The sequence below is a fragment of the Geodermatophilus sp. SYSU D00814 genome (assembly GCF_054050055.1).
Map to the genome: position 1 here is coordinate 14,068 of NZ_JBJGYP010000027.1, position 18,741 is coordinate 32,808.

General features: G+C 77.5%; 18 protein-coding genes. 6 read left to right on the forward strand and 12 right to left on the reverse strand.

Going from position 1 to position 18,741, the window contains the following annotated elements:
* Positions 1-94: 94 nt before the first annotated feature.
* Entirely contained in the window at positions 95-3,430 is a 3,336-nt protein-coding gene (locus ACI780_RS18940; RefSeq protein WP_457004917.1) for a BTAD domain-containing putative transcriptional regulator, read from the forward strand.
* Here ACI780_RS18940 and ACI780_RS18945 read toward each other — a convergent pair.
* The gene (locus tag ACI780_RS18945) at positions 3,427-4,140 is read right to left on the reverse strand and encodes a hemerythrin domain-containing protein (protein ID WP_457004919.1); all 714 of its coding nucleotides are present in this window, start codon (positions 4,138-4,140) and stop codon (positions 3,427-3,429) included. The two genes, ACI780_RS18940 and ACI780_RS18945, sit on opposite strands and share 4 nt — an antisense overlap.
* A gap of 126 nt (positions 4,141-4,266) precedes the next feature.
* Here ACI780_RS18945 and ACI780_RS18950 point away from each other — a divergent pair, with 126 nt between their 5' ends.
* Both ACI780_RS18950 and ACI780_RS18955 read left to right on the forward strand, forming a co-directional pair.
* Positions 4,267-5,256: an LLM class flavin-dependent oxidoreductase gene (locus ACI780_RS18950; RefSeq protein WP_456868823.1), complete on the forward strand. Its 990-nt coding sequence runs from the start codon at positions 4,267-4,269 to the stop codon at positions 5,254-5,256.
* Between the two features lie 56 nt (positions 5,257-5,312).
* Positions 5,313-6,974, forward strand: a complete 1,662-nt coding sequence (locus tag ACI780_RS18955) for a Na+/H+ antiporter (RefSeq protein ID WP_457004921.1) — start codon at positions 5,313-5,315, stop codon at positions 6,972-6,974.
* A gap of 9 nt (positions 6,975-6,983) precedes the next feature.
* On the opposite strand, the gene ACI780_RS18960 is transcribed toward ACI780_RS18955, so the two are convergent.
* The 6 genes from ACI780_RS18960 to ACI780_RS18985 form a co-directional block, all read right to left on the reverse strand.
* Positions 6,984-7,505 carry a pyridoxamine 5'-phosphate oxidase family protein gene (locus ACI780_RS18960; RefSeq protein WP_457004923.1) on the reverse strand — a complete coding sequence of 174 codons (522 nt, stop codon included), beginning with the start codon at positions 7,503-7,505 and terminating at the stop codon, positions 6,984-6,986.
* A 29-nt stretch (positions 7,506-7,534) separates the two neighbouring features.
* On the reverse strand, positions 7,535-8,119 hold the full coding sequence (locus tag ACI780_RS18965) for a class I SAM-dependent methyltransferase (protein WP_456868825.1): 585 nt from the start codon (positions 8,117-8,119) through the stop codon (positions 7,535-7,537).
* A 76-nt stretch (positions 8,120-8,195) separates the two neighbouring features.
* The gene (locus tag ACI780_RS18970) at positions 8,196-9,032 is read right to left on the reverse strand and encodes an alpha/beta hydrolase (RefSeq protein WP_456868826.1); all 837 of its coding nucleotides are present in this window, start codon (positions 9,030-9,032) and stop codon (positions 8,196-8,198) included.
* A gap of 98 nt (positions 9,033-9,130) precedes the next feature.
* A complete protein-coding gene (locus ACI780_RS18975; protein WP_457004926.1) occupies positions 9,131-9,781 on the reverse strand; it encodes a LysE family translocator in 651 nt (216 codons plus the stop codon).
* A 64-nt stretch (positions 9,782-9,845) separates the two neighbouring features.
* Positions 9,846-10,256 carry a large conductance mechanosensitive channel protein MscL gene (gene mscL / locus ACI780_RS18980; protein ID WP_456868828.1) on the reverse strand — a complete coding sequence of 137 codons (411 nt, stop codon included), beginning with the start codon at positions 10,254-10,256 and terminating at the stop codon, positions 9,846-9,848.
* Between the two features lie 47 nt (positions 10,257-10,303).
* Positions 10,304-10,837: an N-acetyltransferase family protein gene (locus tag ACI780_RS18985; protein WP_457004928.1), complete on the reverse strand. Its 534-nt coding sequence runs from the start codon at positions 10,835-10,837 to the stop codon at positions 10,304-10,306.
* A 196-nt stretch (positions 10,838-11,033) separates the two neighbouring features.
* Between ACI780_RS18985 and ACI780_RS18990 the strand changes: the two genes are divergently transcribed.
* Genes ACI780_RS18990 through ACI780_RS19000 form a run of 3 tightly spaced genes read left to right on the forward strand, consistent with a single transcriptional unit; the run spans position 11,034 to position 13,466 of the window.
* On the forward strand, positions 11,034-11,765 hold the full coding sequence (locus ACI780_RS18990) for an ANTAR domain-containing protein (RefSeq protein WP_457004930.1): 732 nt from the start codon (positions 11,034-11,036) through the stop codon (positions 11,763-11,765).
* Entirely contained in the window at positions 11,755-12,567 is an 813-nt protein-coding gene (locus ACI780_RS18995) for an MEDS domain-containing protein (protein WP_457004932.1), read from the forward strand. The genes ACI780_RS18990 and ACI780_RS18995 overlap by 11 nt, the downstream gene beginning before the upstream one ends.
* Positions 12,564-13,466 carry a hypothetical protein gene (locus ACI780_RS19000; RefSeq protein ID WP_457004934.1) on the forward strand — a complete coding sequence of 301 codons (903 nt, stop codon included), beginning with the start codon at positions 12,564-12,566 and terminating at the stop codon, positions 13,464-13,466. Before ACI780_RS18995 ends, ACI780_RS19000 begins: the two co-directional genes overlap by 4 nt.
* A 24-nt stretch (positions 13,467-13,490) precedes the next feature.
* Here ACI780_RS19000 and ACI780_RS19005 read toward each other — a convergent pair whose 3' ends face one another.
* From ACI780_RS19005 to ACI780_RS19025, 5 genes are all read right to left on the reverse strand, one after another.
* Complete coding sequence (locus ACI780_RS19005; RefSeq protein ID WP_457004936.1) at positions 13,491-14,075, reverse strand: hypothetical protein; 585 nt, start codon at positions 14,073-14,075, stop codon at positions 13,491-13,493.
* A gap of 29 nt (positions 14,076-14,104) precedes the next feature.
* Positions 14,105-15,526 carry an NADP-dependent succinic semialdehyde dehydrogenase gene (locus tag ACI780_RS19010; RefSeq protein WP_456868834.1) on the reverse strand — a complete coding sequence of 474 codons (1,422 nt, stop codon included), beginning with the start codon at positions 15,524-15,526 and terminating at the stop codon, positions 14,105-14,107.
* Positions 15,527-15,608: 82 nt separating this feature from the next.
* Entirely contained in the window at positions 15,609-16,988 is a 1,380-nt protein-coding gene (chrA, locus tag ACI780_RS19015) for a chromate efflux transporter (protein ID WP_456868835.1), read from the reverse strand.
* A 15-nt stretch (positions 16,989-17,003) separates the two neighbouring features.
* Entirely contained in the window at positions 17,004-17,435 is a 432-nt protein-coding gene (locus ACI780_RS19020; RefSeq protein WP_456868836.1) for a chromate resistance protein ChrB domain-containing protein, read from the reverse strand.
* Positions 17,432-17,929 carry a Chromate resistance protein ChrB gene (locus tag ACI780_RS19025; RefSeq protein ID WP_457004939.1) on the reverse strand — a complete coding sequence of 166 codons (498 nt, stop codon included), beginning with the start codon at positions 17,927-17,929 and terminating at the stop codon, positions 17,432-17,434. The genes ACI780_RS19020 and ACI780_RS19025 overlap by 4 nt, the downstream gene beginning before the upstream one ends.
* Positions 17,930-18,741: the final 812 nt, after the last annotated feature.

Genomic DNA, 18,741 nt, shown 5'->3' on the forward strand with positions numbered 1-18,741 from the left:
TGGTTCCCGCCACAGGAGGCTGACCCGGACCCCCGGCGCCACCTATGCTCTCGCCGTCATGGGCACGGGGGGTGCCGGAACCGTCTCGTTCCGGGTGTTGGGTGAGGTCGGCGCCGTCCGGGACGGGGTGCCCCTCGACCTCGGGGGTCGCCGGCAGCGGTCGGTGATCGCCCGGCTGCTGGTCGCCGGTGGCCGCATGGTCCCGGCCGAGATGCTGGTCGCCGACCTGTGGCGGGCCGCCTCCCCCGCCGACGCGATGGGGTCCCTGCAGGCCCACGTCAGCCACCTGCGCCGCATCCTCGAGCCCGGCCGCGCGCCGCGGACGCCGGCCCGGCTGCTGGTCACCGTGCCGCCCGGCTACGCCCTGCGCCCCGACGAGGACGCCGTCGACGTGCTGCAGGCGCTGCGGCTGCTCGACGAGGGCGACCGGCTCGCCGCGACCGACCCGGGTGCGGCCCGGGACCGCTACAGCGCCGCGATCGACCTGTGGCGGGGCCCGGCCTACGCCGAGTACGCCGACGAGCCGTGGGCCGCGCCGGAGGCCGCCCGCCTCGACGAGCTGCGCCTGACGGCGATCGAGCGGCGCGCCGCGGTGGCCCTCGACGCCCCCGGCGGGCGCGACCCGCTGCCGCTGCTGCGCGCCCACGTGGCCGAGCACCCGCTGCGCGAGGAGGGCTGGCGGCTGCTGGCGCTCGGGCTCTACCGCGCCGGCCGGCAGGGCGAGGCGCTGGCCGCGCTGCGCGACGTCCGCACGCGGCTGGCCGACGAGCTCGGCGTCGACCCCGGCCCGGAGCTGCGGGCGCTGGAGGAGGCGGTGCTGGCCCAGTCGCCGTCCCTGCTGCCCGCACGCCCGCCGGCCCCCGCCGTCGGCCGACCCGGGCCGGTCGCCGCCGAGCCCGCACCGGTCCCCGTGCCGGTCCCCGGGCCGACGCCGGAGGTGCCCCGCCCGGTCGGCCGGGACGCCGAGCTCGCCGCGCTGGACGCGGCGGCGGCCCGCGCCGCGGAGGGCCGGCTGCAGGTCGCCGTGCTCGCCGGGGAGGCCGGCAGCGGGAAGTCCACCGTGCTCGACCACCTGCGCGCGCAGTACGCCGGGCGGGGCTGGACCACGCTCGCGGTGTCCTGCCCGGAGACCGACGGCGCGCCGCCCGCGTGGCCGTGGGCCGCCGCGCTGCGCGCGCTGGCCGCCACCGTCCCGCCCGCGGACCCCGCGCCGCTGGCCCGGCTGCTGACCGACGACGCCCCCGCCGACACCGGCGGTGACCCGACCGGCAACCGGTTCCGGCTGCACCGCGCGGTGGCCGGCTGGCTCTCCGCCGTCGCCTCGGCCACGCCGCTGCTGGTCACCGTCGACGACCTGCACCGCGCCGACCGCGAGACCACCGCCCTGCTGCTGGACCTGCTGCCGGCGCTGGCCGGGTGCCCGGTGCTGGTGGTCGCCGGGCACCGCGCCGAGGAGAGCGGCGGGCTGGCCGACGTCCTGGCCGCCCTCGCCCGCCGCTCGCCGCTCGGCCTGTCGCTGCGCGGCCTGGACCGCGGCGCCGTCGACGCGCTGGTGGAGGACTGGGCGCTCACGCCGGTCGACGGCCGCACCCGCGCCGCGATCGCCGCCCGCGCCGACGGCAACCCGTTCTACGTGCGCGAGCTGCTGCGGCTGGTCGACGCCGGCGCCGACGTCGACGCCGTCCCCGGCACCGTGCGCGACGTCGTCCGGCACCGGCTGGCCACGCTGCCCGCGCGCACCGGCACCCTGCTGCGGCTGGCCGCCGTCCTCGGCCGCGACGTCGACGCCGAGGTGCTGCTGGCCGCGGCCGTCCCGGCCGACGGCGCCGACGACGAGGACGCGCTGGTCGAGGCGCTGGAGACGGCGCTGGTCAGCGGGCTGCTGGTCGAGCCCGGCGCCGGGCGGCTGCGCTTCGTGCACGCCCTGGTCCGCGACACCCTCTACGAGGACCTGTCCTCGCTGCGCCGCACCCGGCTGCACGGCCGGGTGGCCGCCGTCCTGGAGCGCCTGCGGCCCGACGACGTCACGGCGCTCGCCCACCACACCGCCGCGGCCGGGCCGGGGTCGGCCGCGGCCGCGGGGCGCTGGGCGCAGGCCGCCGCCGAGCTCGCCGAGCGCCGCTTCGCCCACGCCGACGCCGCGGTCATGTGGGGCCGGGCGGCCGAGGCCACCGCGACGGCCCGGCCCGGCGACGGGGCGGCCCTCGCCCGGCTGCTGGGCGCCCAGGCGCACGCCACCGCGCTGGCCGGCGCCGTCGGGGAGGCGCGCGCGCTGCGCACCCGGGCGCTGGCGGCGCTGCCCGAGGACGCGCCGCCCGCGCTGACCGCCTCGGTGCTGCTGTCCTCGGACGTGCCGACCTTCTGGAACGCCTGGGTCGACCCCGTCGACGACCGGTTCGTCGAGCGCACCGAGCGCACCGTCGCCGCCCTGCCCGCGGGGGACCCCCAGCGCGCCCGGCTGCTGACGGTGCTCGCCGTCGAGCTCGAGGAGCGGCACGAGGACCGCGCCGTCGAGGTCTCCGCGCGGGCGCTGGCCGACGCCCGCCTCGGCGGGGACCCGCTGGCGCTGGCCCACGCCCTGACCGTCCGGCAGTTCCACGCCGTGCGCGGGACCGACCGCAGCGAGGCCACGGCGCTGGGCACCGAACTGCTCGCCGTCGCCCAGCGCGAGGGCTTCGGCCTGTTCGAGGCGGTGGCGCGGCTGGTGCTGCTGCAGGACGCCTGCACCGTGCTCGACCTCGAGGCCGCCGACGTGCACGCCCGGGAGGCCGAGCGGCTGTCGTCGGCCTACGGGCTGCCGCTGCTGCACGGCATCGCCCGCTGCTACGCCGGCCTGCGCGCCGCCGTCGCCGGGCGCACGGCCGACGCCGAGGCCGCCTACGACGTGGCCGAGCAGGCCCTGCTCGACGCCGGCTACTACCCGCAGGTCGCGCGGGCGCTGCGGCTGACCACCCAGCTCTCCCTGCAGCTCGCCGACCCCGGCGCCTGGACGGTCCCGCCGGAGGAGATGGCCGCCCTCGCACCGATCTCGCCGGAGCTCGCGGCCGAGATGCAGGCGCTGGCCCTGGTGCTGGCCGGGCGGGCGGAGGAGGCGCGGTCGATGGGCCCGTCGCGCCACCGCGTGGTGCGGGACCTGTTCACCCCGTTCCTGCAGTACTGCCGCGGCCTGGTGGGGCTGGCCCTCGGCGACGCCGCGCGGATGGCCGAGGCCGAGACCGAGCTGCTCCCCTACCGGGACACCGTCTGCGGGACGCACACCGCCCAGATGGCGCTCGGCCCGACGGCGACCCTGCTGGCCCGGCTGGCCGCCGCGCGCGGTGACCTGGCCGCGGCCGCGGCGCACCGCGAGGTCGCCGTCGCCGTCGCCGCGCGGACCGGCCACCCCGGCTGGATCGCCGACGCCCGCGACCTGCCCGGCCGGCGCGACTAACCGCCGGCGGCGGTCCCGACGAGGAGGTCGCGCCGGCGCCGCCAGCCGGGCTCGGCCAGCCGCAGGACCACCCGCAGCGGAGCCGGGGTCGCGGCCAGCAGCCCGGCCCGCTCGGCGGGGTCCCGGCAGGTGTCGGCGAGCCACGGCAGCGCGAACGCCGCCTGCCGCAGGCCGGTGCCCCGGGCGCAGCGCGCCTCGTAGCGGGCCAGGTCCCGCACCGACACGCACCGGCGCACCACCGGGAAGACCTCCCGCTCCTCCTCCTCGACGTGCTCGTCGAGCGCGTCGGCCAGCTCCGCGAGGGCGGTGGCCGACGTGCCCGCGACGGCGGGGTCCGCGGCGGCGAGCCCGGGCAGCGCCGCCCCCGCCCGTCCGATCAGGGCGCGCAGGGCGGCGTGGTCCTCGGTCAGCGGCTCCAGGTCGGCGGCGTGCGCCCCGGCGCAGGCGGCGACCACCGGCCACAGCACGGCGTCCTCGCGCTCGGTGTGCGCCCGCACCTCGCCGAGCACGGCCCGCCCGAAGGCGACCAGCGCCCGCCGCCGCTCGGGGGGGCACGGCGCGCCGCCGGCGACCTCGGCGGCGACGTCGGCCAGCAGCCGGCAGCCGCCGCGCAGCGCGCGGTGGGCCAGCGCCAGGCGCGTGACGTCGGCCTCGGGCTCCCCCGGGCGGCGGGGGGTGACGGGGAACGGCAGCGGGGCGGTCGCGGTCACGGTCGGACCGTCCCGCGGTCCGGTTGCCGGTGACTTGCGACCGACTGCCGCGGCTCCGGAAGAGCATGGGAGGGCCAGGGGTTGCACCGGGCAACGACCGTCGTCGCCGTCCCCAGGAGCTCCCCCATGCGCGTCCCGCTGTCCGTGCTCGACCTCGCCCCCGTCGCCCGCGGGGAGACCGTCGGGGAGAGCATCGCCGCCAGCGTGGCCCTCGCGCAGCGCGCGGAGGAGGCCGGCTACCGGCGGGTCTGGTACGCCGAGCACCACAACATGCCGGCCATCGCCTCCTCGGCGACCAGCGTGCTCATCGCCCACGTGGCGGCCCACACGCGCACGATCCGGCTCGGCGCCGGTGGGGTCATGCTGCCCAACCACTCGCCGCTGGTGATCGCCGAGCAGTTCGGCACGCTGGCCTCGGTGCACCCGGGCCGCATCGACCTCGGCCTCGGCCGGGCACCGGGCTCGGACCAGAACACCGCCTGGGCGCTGCGCCGCGACCCCGCCGCCGCGGAGCGCTTCCCGCAGGACGTGCTGGAGCTGCAGGGCTACCTGACCGGCCGCTCGCGGGTCCCCGGCGTCCAGGCGGTCCCCGGGCGCGGGACCGACGTGCCGCTCTACGTCCTGGGGTCGTCGATGTTCGGCGCGGGGCTGGCCGCCGCGCTGGGTCTGCCCTACGCCTTCGCCTCGCACTTCGCGCCGCAGCTGCTCGAGCCGGCCGTGGCCGCCTACCGGCGGGACTTCCGCCCGTCGGAGCAGCTCGACGCCCCCTACGTCGTCGCCGGGGTCAACGCGCTGGCCGCGGACAGCGCCGAGGCCGCACAGGCGGGGCTCGCGGCCACCCGCCGGCGGCTGGCGGTGGGCCTGTTCGGCCAGGGCCGCGACCTGTCCGACGACGAGGCGGACCTGCTGCTGTCCTCCGGCGCCGGCCGGCACGTGGACTCGATGCTCACCCACACCGCCGCCGGCACCCCCGACCAGGTGCGCGAGCAGCTGACCGCCTTCGCGCGGCTGGCCGACGCCGACGAGCTGATCGTCGCCCACCAGGCGCCCACCGCCGAGGCCCGGCTGCGCTCGGTCACCCTGGTCGCCGAGGCGATGGACGCCGTCGCCGCCTAGCACCTGCCCGGGGGTGGCGGGACGGACACCGCCGCCCCCTCGGGGAGGATGCGCGGGTGCACCCCGAGACCGTCCTGCTGCTCGCCCTCGCCGCGGTCGCGGTCATCGTCGCGGCCCGCTGGCTGGCCGAACGGACCGGTCTCCCGGCGGCCGCGCTGCTCACCGTGACCGGGCTGGTCTACGCGCTGCTGCCCGGTCCGAACCTGACGCTGGACCCCGAGGTCGTCCTCACCGTCCTCATCCCGCCGCTGCTCTACAGCGCCGCGCTGGACTCCTCGCTCATCGCGATCCGGGCCAACCTGCGCACCGTCGTCGGGCTCTCGGTGCTGCTGGTGCTGGTCACCGCGCTGGTCATCGGCGCCGGCTTCGCGCTGTGGGTGCCCGGCGCCACGCTCGCGGCCGGCATCGCCCTCGGCGCCGCCGTCGCCCCGCCGGACCCGGTGGCCGCGCTGGCCGTCGGCCGCCGGGTCGGCCTGCCCCCGCGGCTGGTCACGCTCATCCAGGGCGAGGGGCTGCTCAACGACGCGACGGCGCTGACCCTGCTCACCGTCGCGGTCGCCGCGGCCTCCGGCGACGGGTTCTCCACGTGGGGCGCGCTGGGCCAGTTCGCGCTGGCCGCGGCCGGCGGGGTCGCCGCGGGCCTGCTCGTCGCCCACGGCATCCGGCCGCTGCGCCGGCTGCGCCGCGACCCGCTGACGTCCAACGCGATCTCCCTGGCCACGCCGTTCGTCGCCTACCTGCTGGCCGAGAGCGTGCACGTGTCCGGCGTGCTGGCCGTCGTCGTCGCCGGTCTCGTCATCGCGCACAACGCGCCGTACTGGCAGTCGGGGGCCACCCGGCTGCAGACCGACGCGGTGTGGCGGCTGGTCGACTTCCTGCTCGAGGGCGTCGTCTTCCTGCTCATCGGCCAGCAGCTGCCCGCGGTCATCCGCGGCCTCGGCCAGTACGCGGCCTCCACCGTGGTCGTCGCCTCGGCGATCACCGTCGGGGCGGTCCTGCTGGTGCGGCCGCTGTGGCTGTGGCTCACCGAGCACGCCCCGCAGGCGCTGCACATGCGCCTGGGCGGCTCGCCGGTCGAGGACGAGACGACCCCGCCGGGTGGGCGCTCCCCCGCGGCGCCGCGGCTGTCCGGCCGGGAGATCACCGTGCTGAGCTGGGCCGGCACCCGCGGCGTCATCAGCCTGGCCGCCGTCTTCACCATCCCGCTGGTCACCGACACCGGCGACCCCTTCCCCGACCGCGACCTGCTGCTGTTCTGCGCGTTCCTCGCCGTGCTGGTCACCCTGGTCGGCCAGGGCGCCACGTTCGCGCCGCTGGTCCGCCGGCTGGGCCTGCGCGCCGACGCCGCCGACGCCGCCCGGCTGCGCAACCAGGCGCGGGTCGCCGCCGTCGAGGCGGGGCTGACCCGGCTCGACGAGCTGCAGGCCGAGCAGCACGACCACGTCGACGACGCCGCCATCGCGTCGATCCGCGCCGCGCTGCGCACGCGGGTGGACCGCTACCGGCGGCGGCTGGAGGTCCTCGAGGACGCCGCCGGGGAGGTGCCGATGTCCCCGGAGTACGAGGCGGCGCTGCGGGTGCGCCGGGCGGTGATCGACGCCGAGCGCCAGGAGCTGCTGCGCTGGCGCGACCTGGGCCGGCTGCCCGACGACGGGCTGCGCACCCTGGAGCGCGAGCTCGACCACCAGGAGCACCTGCTGCCGGCGCGCCCGGTCTGACGGCGCCGGTCAGGGGCGGTAGCGGGTCTGGCCGTGCGGCCCGCCGAAGAGGAGCACCTTCGCCGGCGCGACCCGGTAGACCCAGGCGCCGCCCTCGGTGGCGCCGCCGGAGTCGCTGAGCTCGACGAACTCCTCGCCCCGGACCTCGAAGTGCCAGTCCTCGCCGTACTTGGCGTACCAGGCGGCCGCCAGCGCCTGCAGCGCCCCCGGGTCGGTCACCCGCACCGCGGTGCCCTCGACCACGACGTCCCGGCCGCTGTCCCAGCCGTGCGCGCCGGTGCTGCCGGTGGTCACGGCCACGTGCGGGTTGGTCTCGAGGTTGCGCCGCTTCTGCTCGGCGGCGCCGGTGCAGAAGGCGAAGGCGCCGTCGTGCCAGACGCCGACCAGCGGGACGGCGTGGGGGCGTCCGTCGGCGCGGACGGTGACGATCCAGTAGAGCTGCGCGTCGGCGAGCAGCCGTTCGACGTCGGCCCACGGTGGTGCGGAGGCCGAGGCGTCGCCGTAGCGGGGGTCGATCCGTCCGGTCGTCATGTCGGGAGGACCGGCCTGCCGGCGGCGACTCATCGCCCGGCGGCGGGCGCTCCCGGGCCGGTGCAGGCGAACAGGAAGGCCGGCGGCACGTTCCACGGCGTGACGACGGTGCGCACCGCGGCGAACCGGCGGCGCAGCTCGCCGCGCACCAGCGGCGAGTACTGGATGACCAGCGCCGTCCCGCCGGGGCGCAGCGCGCGCGGCAGCACGTCGAGCAGCCGGCGTCGCAGCCCTGCCTCCAGCGAGGTGAACGGCAGCATCGAGACGACGACGTCGGCCCGCTCGCCGTCGAGGTGGGCGTCGAGGTCCTCGGCGGAGCCGCACACCACCTGCAGCCGCGGGTCGCCGAACCGCTCGGTGAGCAGGCGGGCCAGCCGCGGCTCGATCTCGACGGCGACCAGCCGGGCGGCGGGCCCGAGCCGGGCGAGGAGCTCCCGGGTGGCCACCCCGGTGCCGGCACCGAGCTCCACCACGAGCCCGGCCGACGGGACGTCGGCGAGGTCGAGCATGGCGCGCACCGCGGTGCGCGAGGTGGGCAGCACCGCGCCGATCTGCCGCGGGTTGGTGGCGAAGGCGCGCAGCAGGCGCAGCCCGTCGCCGAGGGCGTGGGTCACCGTTCCTCCCGTCCGTCGCTCGGCCCCGCTGCCCGGGACCCTGTCACGGACCGGCGGCCGCCGCCGCGCGAGCGCGTCAGCTCCCGCGGTGGGCGTCGAGCCAGGCGACGACGTCGTCGAGCACCCGGTCCTTCTCCGGCTCGTTGTGCGGCTCGTGGTAGAGCCCGTCGTAGAGGCGCACCGTGAGGTCCGGGGACCCGGCGTGCTGCCGCACGACGTCGCTGGCCGACGGCGGCATCAGCCGGTCGTCGCCGCCGTGGAGCACCAGCAGCGGCAGCCGCAGGTCCCGCAGCCGGGCGGGCATGCCGGCGGCGCCGAGCATGATCTCGGTGCCGGTGCGGGCGACCATCTTCCCGGTGTGGTTGAGCGGGTCGGCCCGGTAGGCGGCCACCACCTCGGGGTCGCGGCTGACCGTCTCGGCGTCGAGGGTGAGCACGCCGAGGCCGGGGGCGACCCGGGCGAGCACCGGCGCGAGCGCGCGCTGCGCCGGGGTGGCGGTGCTGGTGTCGAGGGCCGGCGCGGAGACGACCGCACCGGCGACGCGCTCGTGCGGCGTGCCGGTGAGGTACTGCAGCGCCACCAGGCCGCCGAGGCTGTGCCCGTAGACGAACAGCGGGACGCCGGGGTGGCGGTCGGCGGCCGCCCGGGCGGTCTGCGCGACGCCCTCGACGGCCGCGGCCAGGCTGCGGATGTCGCCGCGGCGGCCCGGGGAGCGGCCGTGGCCGGGGTGGTCGGGGGCGTAGGACGCGTACCCGGCGGCGCCGAGCCGCTCGGCGACGTGCGCGTACCGGCCGCCGTGCTCGTGGGCACCGTGCACCAGCACCACGACGCCGACCGGGTCGGGCACCGCCCAGCCCTGCCAGTACTGCCCCGTGGCCAGCGTCCCCTGACCGTGCCTGACCGGTGTGGTCACGCGCCCTCCCCGTCCCGTCGGTGCCGGCGCAGACCGTAGCGGGTGGCGCCCGGCCGCGGACGGGGTCCACGGGAGGTCGGCGGGAGGTCAGCGGGAGGTCACCGGGAGGACACCGCCACCCGGACGCCGAGGCCGACGAGGGCGGTGCCGCTGGCCGTCTCCAGCGCCTGCCGCACCCGCCGCCGCCGGAACCACCCACCGGCGCGGGCCACCCCGGCGGCCAGCGACAGGTACAGCACCAGCTCGATCGCGACCTGCAGCAGCGCCAGCACCGCGGTGGTGGCGAACAGCGGCCGGTCGGCCGGCACGAACTGCGGGTAGAAGGCGATCATGAAGACGGCGGCCTTCGGGTTGGCGAGCTGCACGAGCAGCCCCTCGCCGAACGCCACCCACCGGCCGCGGCGCCCGACGGGCGGCGGTACCGGCACCAGCGGGCCCGCGGCGGCGGCGCGGTGCTCCCGCCACGCCGAGCGCCACGCCTGCAGGCCCAACCAGACCAGCACGACGGCGCCCACGACCCGCAGCACCAGGAAGGCGACCTCGGAGGCGGCGACCAGCGCGGCGAACCCGGCCGCGGCGAGCAGCGCCCACGCGTAGAGGCCGAGCTCCAGGCCCAGCACGGTCGGGACCGTCGCGCGGAACCCGCGCAGTGCGGCCCGGCGCAGGATCAGGGCCATCGCCGGCCCCGGCGAGGCCGAGATGAGCACCACCGCCAGGAGGAACGCCGGCAGCGACGAGAGCAGGTCCACACCCCGCATGCTGGCACCGGCCCGCCCGCCCGTCGCCCGGTTTCCCGGGCAGGGCGGCACGCGGTCAGGGGACGACGGGTTCGACGTCGCGCGTGCAGAACATGCAGACCGAGGCGTCCACGGGGATGAAGCTCTTGCAGTGGTCGCACTCCCGGTTGCCCTGCGCGCCGGCGGTCTCCCGGCCGGTGGCCCGGCGGATCGCCTGCACCAGGAACATGATCGTCACCGCGAGCAGCAGGAACGACACGAACGCGGTGAGGAACGACCCGTAGCGGATCTGCGCGCCGTTGACGGTGAGCACGAGGGCGTCGAAGTCCGGCTGGCCGAAGACCGCCGCCACCAGCGGCAGGATCACGTCGCCGACCAGCGACTCGACCACGGTGGCGAAGGCCGCCCCGATCGCCAGGCCGACCGCGAGGTCGACCAGGCTGCCCGAGAAGGCGAAGTTCCGGAAGTTGGTCAGCAGCGTGCGCACGTCGTCCTCCCCGTCGGTCCCGACGGGCGGAGGGTAGGGCGTGCAGCTCAGCGCGGCTCGGCGGGCGGCACGCCGTCGGCGGGTCCGGGACCGAGGTCGCGCTGCAGCCAGGTGACGTCGCGCCAGGCGCCGTCCTTCCAGCCGACCCGCCGGTAGGTGCCCACCGGCTCGAAGCCGAGGGCGCGGTGCAGGCCGAGGCTGGCGTCGTTGGGCAGCGCGACGCCGGCCAGCGCGACGAGGTACCCGCGGCCGGCGAGGCGCTCGAGCAGCGCGTCGTACAGCGCCCGGCCGGCGCCGGTGCGCCGGCGGCCGGGCTCCAGGTACACGCTCACCGCGCAGGACCAGCGGTAGGCGGCGCGGCCCGTGAAGGGCCCGCCGTACGCGAAGCCGCGCACCGCGCAGTCGGCCTCGAGCACCAGCCAGGCGTGGCGCTCCTGGGCGGCGGCGATCCGCGTCGCCATCTCCGCCACCGTCGGCGGGGTGGTCTCGAAGGAGACGGCGGTGCCGGTGACGTAGGGGGTGTAGACGGCGGCGCACGCGGCGGCGTCGCCGGGGGTGGCGTCGCGGACGGTGCCGGTCACCGCCCCGACGCTAGCCGGTCCCGGCCACCGCGCTGCGTGTGCACCACGTCACTCTGGTGAGCGAGTCGTGGGCGTGTCGCCCGTCCGGGTGGCACGATCAAGCGCACCCGGAGGGGGGAGCGCGTCGAACCACGGAGCGCCTCCGCCCACGTCGCGACCGGAGCCACGTCCGGCTGGAGGTGCCGCGGTGCACCCTGTGACCACCGTAGCCGTCCCCCGTCCCCGACCCGAACTCACCGGCTGGCTGCTGGCGGCGGCCCGCCGCTGGCACGCCGCCGAGGACCCGGATGCCGCCGTCCGGGCCGTGCTCGACGACGTGGCGACCCTGCTGCCGCCGGGGTCGTCGGTGTCGCTGACCCTGCTCGGCACCGGCCGCCGACCGGTCCCGCCCCGGGGGGACGCCGGCCCCGCGGCGGCGCTGGACGCCGGACAGGTCGGCCGCGGGCAGGGGCCGCTCCTGACGGCCCTGTCCGGCACCCCGTCCGGCAGCGGCGACCTCGGCCGCGACCTGCGGTGGCCGGCGCTGGCGCAGGCGGCCGCCGCCGCGGGCGTGCGGGCGGCCACCTGCCTGCCCCTCGACACCGGCACCGAGGTGATCGGCGCGCTGTCGGTGTACGCCACCGGCCACGGCGCCGACCGCGCGACGCTGGTGCCGGTGGCCGGGCAGGCCGCGCTGGCGCTGCACACCGTGCGGCGGACCACGAACCTGGCCGTGGCGCTGGACAGCCGCGACCTCATCGGGCAGGCGAAGGGGGTGCTGATGGAGCGCTACCGCATCACCGCCGACACCGCCTTCGGCATCCTCGTGCGCGCCTCCCAGGACACCCACCGCAAGGTCCGCGACGTCGCCGCGCTGGTCACCGAGACCGGCGAGACGCCGCGTCCGGTCGCCGCGGGGAGCGACGGGCGGGCTCCCGATGGCCCCTGAGCGGACGAGCGCCGGCCGGCACGACTGGGTGGTCCTCGACAGCGAGGAGGCGCACGCCCAGGTGGTCGGCGACTTCGTCGCCGAGGGCGTGCGCCGCGGTGAGCAGGTGCTGCTGGTGGGCCTGGGGTCCCGCGAGGAGCGGATGTGGACCCGGCTGCGCCGGCAGGGGCTGCTCGGCTCGGGTCACCCGGGCGCCACGTCGGCGCAGGCCCTCGATCGACCGGTCCGGATCCTGCCGCCGGACCCGGACGCCGTCCGCGCCGCGATCACCGGCGCGGTCGCCGAGGGCTGGCCCGGCGTCCGGTTCAGCGGCGCGCTCACCTCCGCCGGGGGCAACCCGTTCGAGGCGGTGGTGACCGAGCTGGTCGCCCACCTGCCGCTCACCGTGCTCTGCCCCTACTTCCGGGACCTGCTCGTGCCCGGCCAGCGGGAGCAGCTCACGCAGCTGCACGACCACGAGCACGACGCCCGGGCCGAGTACGACGACGGGGTCTTCCGGCTCGTCGTCGCCGGGACGGTGCTGCGGATGGCCGGTGAGCTGGACTCGGCCAACGCCGACGCGCTGCGCGCCGTCCTCGGGGCCACCCTGCAGGTCTCCGCGCGGCCGGCGACCTGGGACGTGACGGACCTGCGGTTCCTCGACGTGGGTGCCGCCGACGCGCTGGTCGCCGCCGCCGCCGGCCCGCCGGGGCTGACGCTGGTCGGCGCCTCGCGGCTGACCGGGCGGCTGATCACCCTGATGGCCGGGCGGCACCCGGGCCGCGAGGTACGGCTGGCGGACGGCGGCGGGGCGGAGCGGTGACCGCGACACCCCTCCCGGTGCACCGGTGCGCCTTCTCCACCGGAGCCGAGGAGGCCGGCCGGCTCGCCGTCGAGTTCTGCCGCCGCGCGGTCGCAGCGGGGTCGCCGGTGGTGGCCCACGTCGACGACGTCGTCCGGCGGGCACTCGCCGAGGCCGTGCCCGGCACGCCGGTGACCTTCGCGCCGCAGCAGCGGGTGCTGCAGGTCCCGCCCGCGGAACTCGCCGACGAGTGGTCCCGGCTGCGGCACCCGGGGTCGGCGGCCCCGGTCGTGGTGCTCGTCCAGCCGCCCCTCGCGCTGGTGTCCGACCTCGCCCGCTGGCGCGGCGCGGAGCACGAGGTCACCGTCGCCGTGGCGGTCCGGCCGGTCGAGGTGACCTGCCTGCTCGACACCGCCGTCCTCGAGCCGGACGCCGTCGCGACGGCCCGCAGCACCCACCCGCTGCTGTGGTGCTCGGGCACCGACCTGCCCAACCCCGACCTGGAGGTGGCACCGCGGCCGGCCGCCGGCACGGCGCTGGCGGAGGGCACGCTCGACCCGCACGCCTCGGTGGGCAACCGCGCGTGGTGGACGGCGGTCCTGACCGACGCCGGCCTGTCCGGCACCCGGCGCGACGAGCTGGTGCTGGTCCTGCACGAGGCGGTCCGCACCGCCGCGGAATTCGCCGGGCACCCCGACGGCGTGCCGGTGCGGGTGGCGCGCGACGGCGCGGCGATCGCCTGCGAGGTCGGGGTCGGGGGCGCGGTCCCGGCGCTGCACCCGCACGAGGTCCCCGCCGACCGGCGGCTGCTGCTGCTGTGGCTGGCGGAGAAGGTCTCCCCCGCCGTGTCCCTGGCCGTGCACCCCACCGCGAGCGGCAGCCGGCTGGTGGTCCGCGCCGAGCACCCCGACGGCGGCTGAGACGGGCCGGAGGCCCGGCCCGCCTCAGCGGTGCAGCAGCCGCCCGAGGACGCCCCGGACGGTGGAGACCGGTCGCTGGGCCTGCACCAGCCAGGCGTTGCACACGACGACCGCCCCGGCCAGTGTCGGGACGGCGGCCTGCGCCACCCGCTGCCGGCCCTGCCAGGTCGCGATCTCCGCCGGGGTGCCCGCCGAGGGCAGGGTGGCGTCCTTGACGTCGACGCCGCCGTCCCGGTCGGCCTTCTCGGCCAGCTCCCCGATCTTCTTGCCCGTGTAGGCGGCGTAGGCCGTCGCGCCGGCCCCGGCCACGGTCAGCGCCGCCTTGAGCGCACCGACCCTCCCGTAGCCCGCCTGCAGGGCCAGTCGCCCGCGGTTGGCGCGGGTCAGCTGCAGGCCGGCGCCCAGGGTGGCGGCGATGCCGCCCCACTGCGCCGGCGCGAACCGGCTCCAGGCCGAGCTGGCCACCCGGACCTTGTCGATCCCGGAGGTCAGGTCGCTGCCCGACTTGTTCACGCCGGCGATCCCCATCACGGCGCCGCCGAGCCAGAGCGCCGTCCCGAGGTCGTGCACCGCCTGGGCCACGAAGTGGTCGTCCGTCGTCCTCGTCACCGGTGCTGGCTACCCCCGGGACGCCGGGGTCACTCCGAGGCGGTCGCCGTGTTCCCCTCCCGCTGCTCGCTGCTGTGCGGGCCGATCCACACGGTCGTGGCGTTCATGAACTCGTACATGCCGAGCTCGGTCAGCTCGCGGCCGTAGCCGCTCTGCTTGACCCCGCCGAAGGGCAGCTCCGGGTAGCTGGTGACCATCCCGTTGACGAACGCCATGCCGCTCTCGACGTCGCGCACGAACGTCGCGCGCTCCTGCTCGTCCTCGCTCCACAGGTTCGCGCCCAGGCCGTAGGGGTGGCTGTTGGCGATCTCGATGGCCTCCTCCAGGCCGTCGACGGTCCACAGCGCGGCCACCGGGCCGAAGACCTCCTCGTCGTAGAGGTCCATCTCCTTCGTGATCCCGGTGAGCAGGGTCGGCTCGTAGTACCAGCCGGGCCCGTCGGGCCGGTTCCCGCCGACGACGACGGTCGCGCCCTTGTCGACGGCGTCCTGCACGTACCGCTCGACGTCCTCCCGGCCGGACTCGGTGGCCAGCGGGCCGACCTGGGTGCCCTCGTCCATCGGGTCGCCGACGGTGAGCGCGCCGAGCTTCTCGGCGAACAGCCGGGTGAACTCCTCGGCGACGTCGCGGTGCACGAAGAACCGCTTGGCGGCGATGCAGCTCTGCCCGTTGTTCTGGCAGCGCGCAGTGACGGCCACCTCGGCGGCGCGGTCGAGGTCGGCGGAGGGCATGACGATGAACGGGTCGCTGCCACCGAGCTCGAGCACGGTCTTCTTGAGCACGTCGCCGGCGATGGCGGCGACCGACTGCCCCGCGGGGGCGCTGCCGGTGAGCGTGGCGGCGGCGACCCGGTCGTCGCGCAGCACCCGCTCGATGGACGAGGAGCCGATGAGCAGGGTCTGGAAGACGTCGGCGGGGAAGCCGGCCTTGCGGAAGAGCTCCTCCAGGTAGAGCGCCGTCTGCGGCACGTTGCTGGCGTGCTTGAGCAGCCCGACGTTGCCGGCCATGAGCGCCGGGGCGGCGAAGCGCATCGCCTGCCAGAGCGGGAAGTTCCACGGCATGATCGCCAGGACCACCCCGATCGGCCGGTGCACGAGGAAGGCGCGCTCGGCGCCCACGGCGGCGGCGTCGGCGGGCTTCGGCTCGAGCATCGCCGGGCCGTGCTCGGCGTAGTACCGCAGCGCCTTCGCGCACTTGGCCGCCTCGGCCTTCGCCGCGGCCAGCGTCTTGCCCATCTCGGTGACCATGAGCGCGGCCACGGTGTCGGTGTCGGCGTCGAGCACGTCGGCGGCCGCGCGCAGCCAGCCCACGCGCTCCTCGGGGCTGGTCAGCCGGTAGGCGCGGTACGCGGCCGCGGCCCGGCCGATCTTCTCGTCGACGGCGTCGTCCGACAGCGGGTCGTAGGTCTTCAGCGTCTCGCCGGTGGCCGGGTTGATCGTCGCGATCGCCATCTCTGCCTCCCGTCCGGGGCGGGCCGGGCTGCCCGCCGCCCTCGGCCGGAGCCCTACCCGGCCGGCCGCCGGTCACCCACGCTCACGCCACCGGCAGCCCGGCGAGGCCCGCGGCGAGCCCGAGGACGGCGCAGACGCCGAGCGTCCGCAGCACCGACCAGCGCAGCCGGAACAGCAGGACGGCGGCGAGCGCCGCGACGGCCCAGGCCACCGGGCGCACCGCGGTGGGGTCGGGCAGCTCCAGCGCCAGGGGGCCGACCCGCACGGTGTCGGAGAACAGCGTGTGGACGGCGAAGTAGAGGCCGAGGCTGGCGATGACCCCGACGACCGCGGCGGTGATGCCGGTGAGCGCCGCCGACAGCGACCGGTTGCCCCGCAGCCGTTCGATGTAGGGGGCGCCGAGCAGGACGAACAGGAAGCTCGGCACGAACGTCACCCAGGTGACCAGCAGCGAGGCGAGCACCGCCGCGGCCCAGGGGTCGAGCCCGCCGGGCGCGCGGAACGCGCCGAGGAAGGCGACGAACTGCACGACCATGATGAGCGGCCCGGGGGTGGTCTCGGCCAGCGCCAGCCCGCGCACCATCTCCCCCGGCGCCAGCCAGCCGTAGGTGCCGACGGCGGCCTGCGCGACGTAGGCGAGCACCGCGTAGGCGCCGCCGAAGGTGACCACCGCGGCGCCGGAGAAGAACAGGCCCTGCTCGGTGAGCGTGCTGCCCGGGCCGGTGAGCAGGACGACGGCGGCCAGCGGCACGCCCCACGCGAGCAGCCCGGCGGTGAGCACGGTGAGCGTGCGGCGGCCCGACGGGCGCTCGGAGTGCAGGGCGTCGTCGGCGATCACCGGCGCGGGGCCGTCGTCGGCGGGTGGCTCGGCGACCGCCGCCGGGCGCCGGCGGCCGAGCACCCACCCGGCCAGGCCGGCGGCGAGCACGACGAGCGGGAACGGGACGGCGAACAGCGCCAGCGCCAGGAAGGCGGCGACGGCGATGGCCACCAGCGGCGGGCTGGTGAGCGCGCGCTTGGCCACCCGATGCACCGCCTGCGCGACGATCGCCACCACCGCCGGCGCGAGCCCGGCGAACAGCGCGGCCACCGCGGTGGTGTCACCGAAGGCGACGTAGACCGCCGACAGGAGCAGCAGCGCGAGGACGCCGGGGAGGACGAACAGCCCGCCGGCGACCAGGCCGCCACGCGTGCCGTGCAGCAGCCAGCCGACGTAGGTGGCCAGCTGCTGGGCCTCGGGGCCGGGCAGCAGCATGCAGTAGTTCATGGCGTGCAGGAACCGGCGCTGCCCGATCCAGCGGCGCTCGTCGACCAGCTCGCGCTGCATGACGGCGATCTGGCCGGCGGGGCCGCCGAAGGTCTGCAGCGACACCAGGAACCAGGTGCGGACGGCGGCGCGGAACGGCGGCACCGCCGTCGCCGCGCGGGGCTCGGCGGGGGTCGGGCGTGGCTCGGGGGTCACGGGTCTCCGTCGGGGTCAGGCCGGCTCGCGGCCGAGCAGCAGGCGGCGGCGGACGTACTCGTGGAGCCCGTCGAACAGCGGCCCGGAGACGGCGAGGGTGCGCTCGTCGTCGCCGGTCATCGACAGGCCGCGCAGCAGGACGTCGAGGCCCGGTGCCTCGGGGGCGTCGAAGCGGCCGTCGTCGAGGTCGGCCTCGTGCACGATCTCGCCGATCCGCTCCAGTGCGGGGTCGGTCAGGCCGTGGACGCGCAGGATCGTCTCGAACGAGCAGTCCCCGCCGACGTGGCCGAGCGCCGCGCCGCGCATGTCGAAGGGCGTGGCGTCGGCCGGGACGTCGGCGGGGTCGGAGACGAAGACGAACTCGGCGTCGGGGTCGACGAACCGGCGGATCAGCCAGGCGCAGGCGGCGCGGTCGACGTGCACCCCGGCCCGGGTCGCCCACCTCACGACCGGCTCCCCCGCCCGGCCGCGAGCGGCTCGCCGACCGCCTGGGACAGCGCCCGGAGCGCCGCGCCGGCCGTGTCCCGCTCGGCCGGCGGGAAGAAGTCGCGGCGGCCGATGGCGCGCCACTCGCCGCGCAGCCGCCGCAGCGCGCGGGCCCGGTCGGCCTCGGGGGCGGCGAGCGCGGCGTCGCAGTCCGCGGTGAACGCGCGGTACTCCTCCGCCCGGGCCGCGGCCATCCCCGTGGCCAGCTCACGCTCCTGGGCGGTGCCGGCCGGGCGGGCGAGCCAGACCCCGGCGCTGCCACCGGCGGCGAGCACGTCGTCGGCGAGCCACTCGAGCGACTCGCGGGTGCGCGCGTCGGCGGGGAGGGCCACCACGCCGTCGCCGAGCTGGGCCACGCCGAGCCGGCGCAGCCGCCGCCACAGCGTCGTCCGCGGCCCCGACGGTTCCCGGGGCAGGCGGTACGAGAGCAGCACCCACTCCCCGACGGCCGGCACGGCGGTGATGCAACCACGGTTGCAGCGCTCCTGTCGAGCCGGCTGCCGCGCGGGGTCGCGTGTCAGCGGCGCGGCGTCACCCCGGCAGGACCCACGGCGCGTTCCCGAACGGGGCGCCCGTGCGCTTCCCGCACCGCCGGCAGATCTTGTCGTCCGGACTCGACGGCTGCTCCCCGTCCGGGTGTCGCTGGACGTAGGAGTGCCACCCGAACCGGCACCGCAGTGGCTTCCGACTCATGGCCCGACGCTAGGGATCGCCGATGCCGCCGGACAGGGCACCACGGCCCGGCGCGCCACGACCGCGGCATCCTCAGGATGCGCCGCTCCGGGACGAGGGCGACTCGCCCTGGAGGCGGCCTCTGGGACACCACCTGCAGACCCGCCGTTGCCGCAGGCCTGGATCCCCTGCACCACACCGATCAGGACGCGTCGCTACGCGTTCCACGACGTCGACCGCAGGACATGGGACGTGACGCGGCCCGGCGTGACGTGCTGTGTCGGCTCCCGCGCTGACGCGCTGGTGCTACGTGGATGACGCGGGCCCGGCGAACGGTCGCCGGTCGTCGGCCGCCGGCGCCGGTGCCGGCTCAGCGGCCGGGAGACCGGCATGGCCCTGCTGCGGTCACGAGCCGCGTCCCCGGTGGATGGCCGGCTGCTCTCCGCAGAGGCGGAGAGCCGCGACGGCTCCAGGCGTGCACTGCTGCGGACGTCGAAAGCCCCGGCTGGTGACCGCGATCTGCGTCATCAGCGGCGGGTGGCGGCGTGTCAGTCGTAGAGCCTCCCGACGGGGGCCCGACGAGAGGAAGACCGAT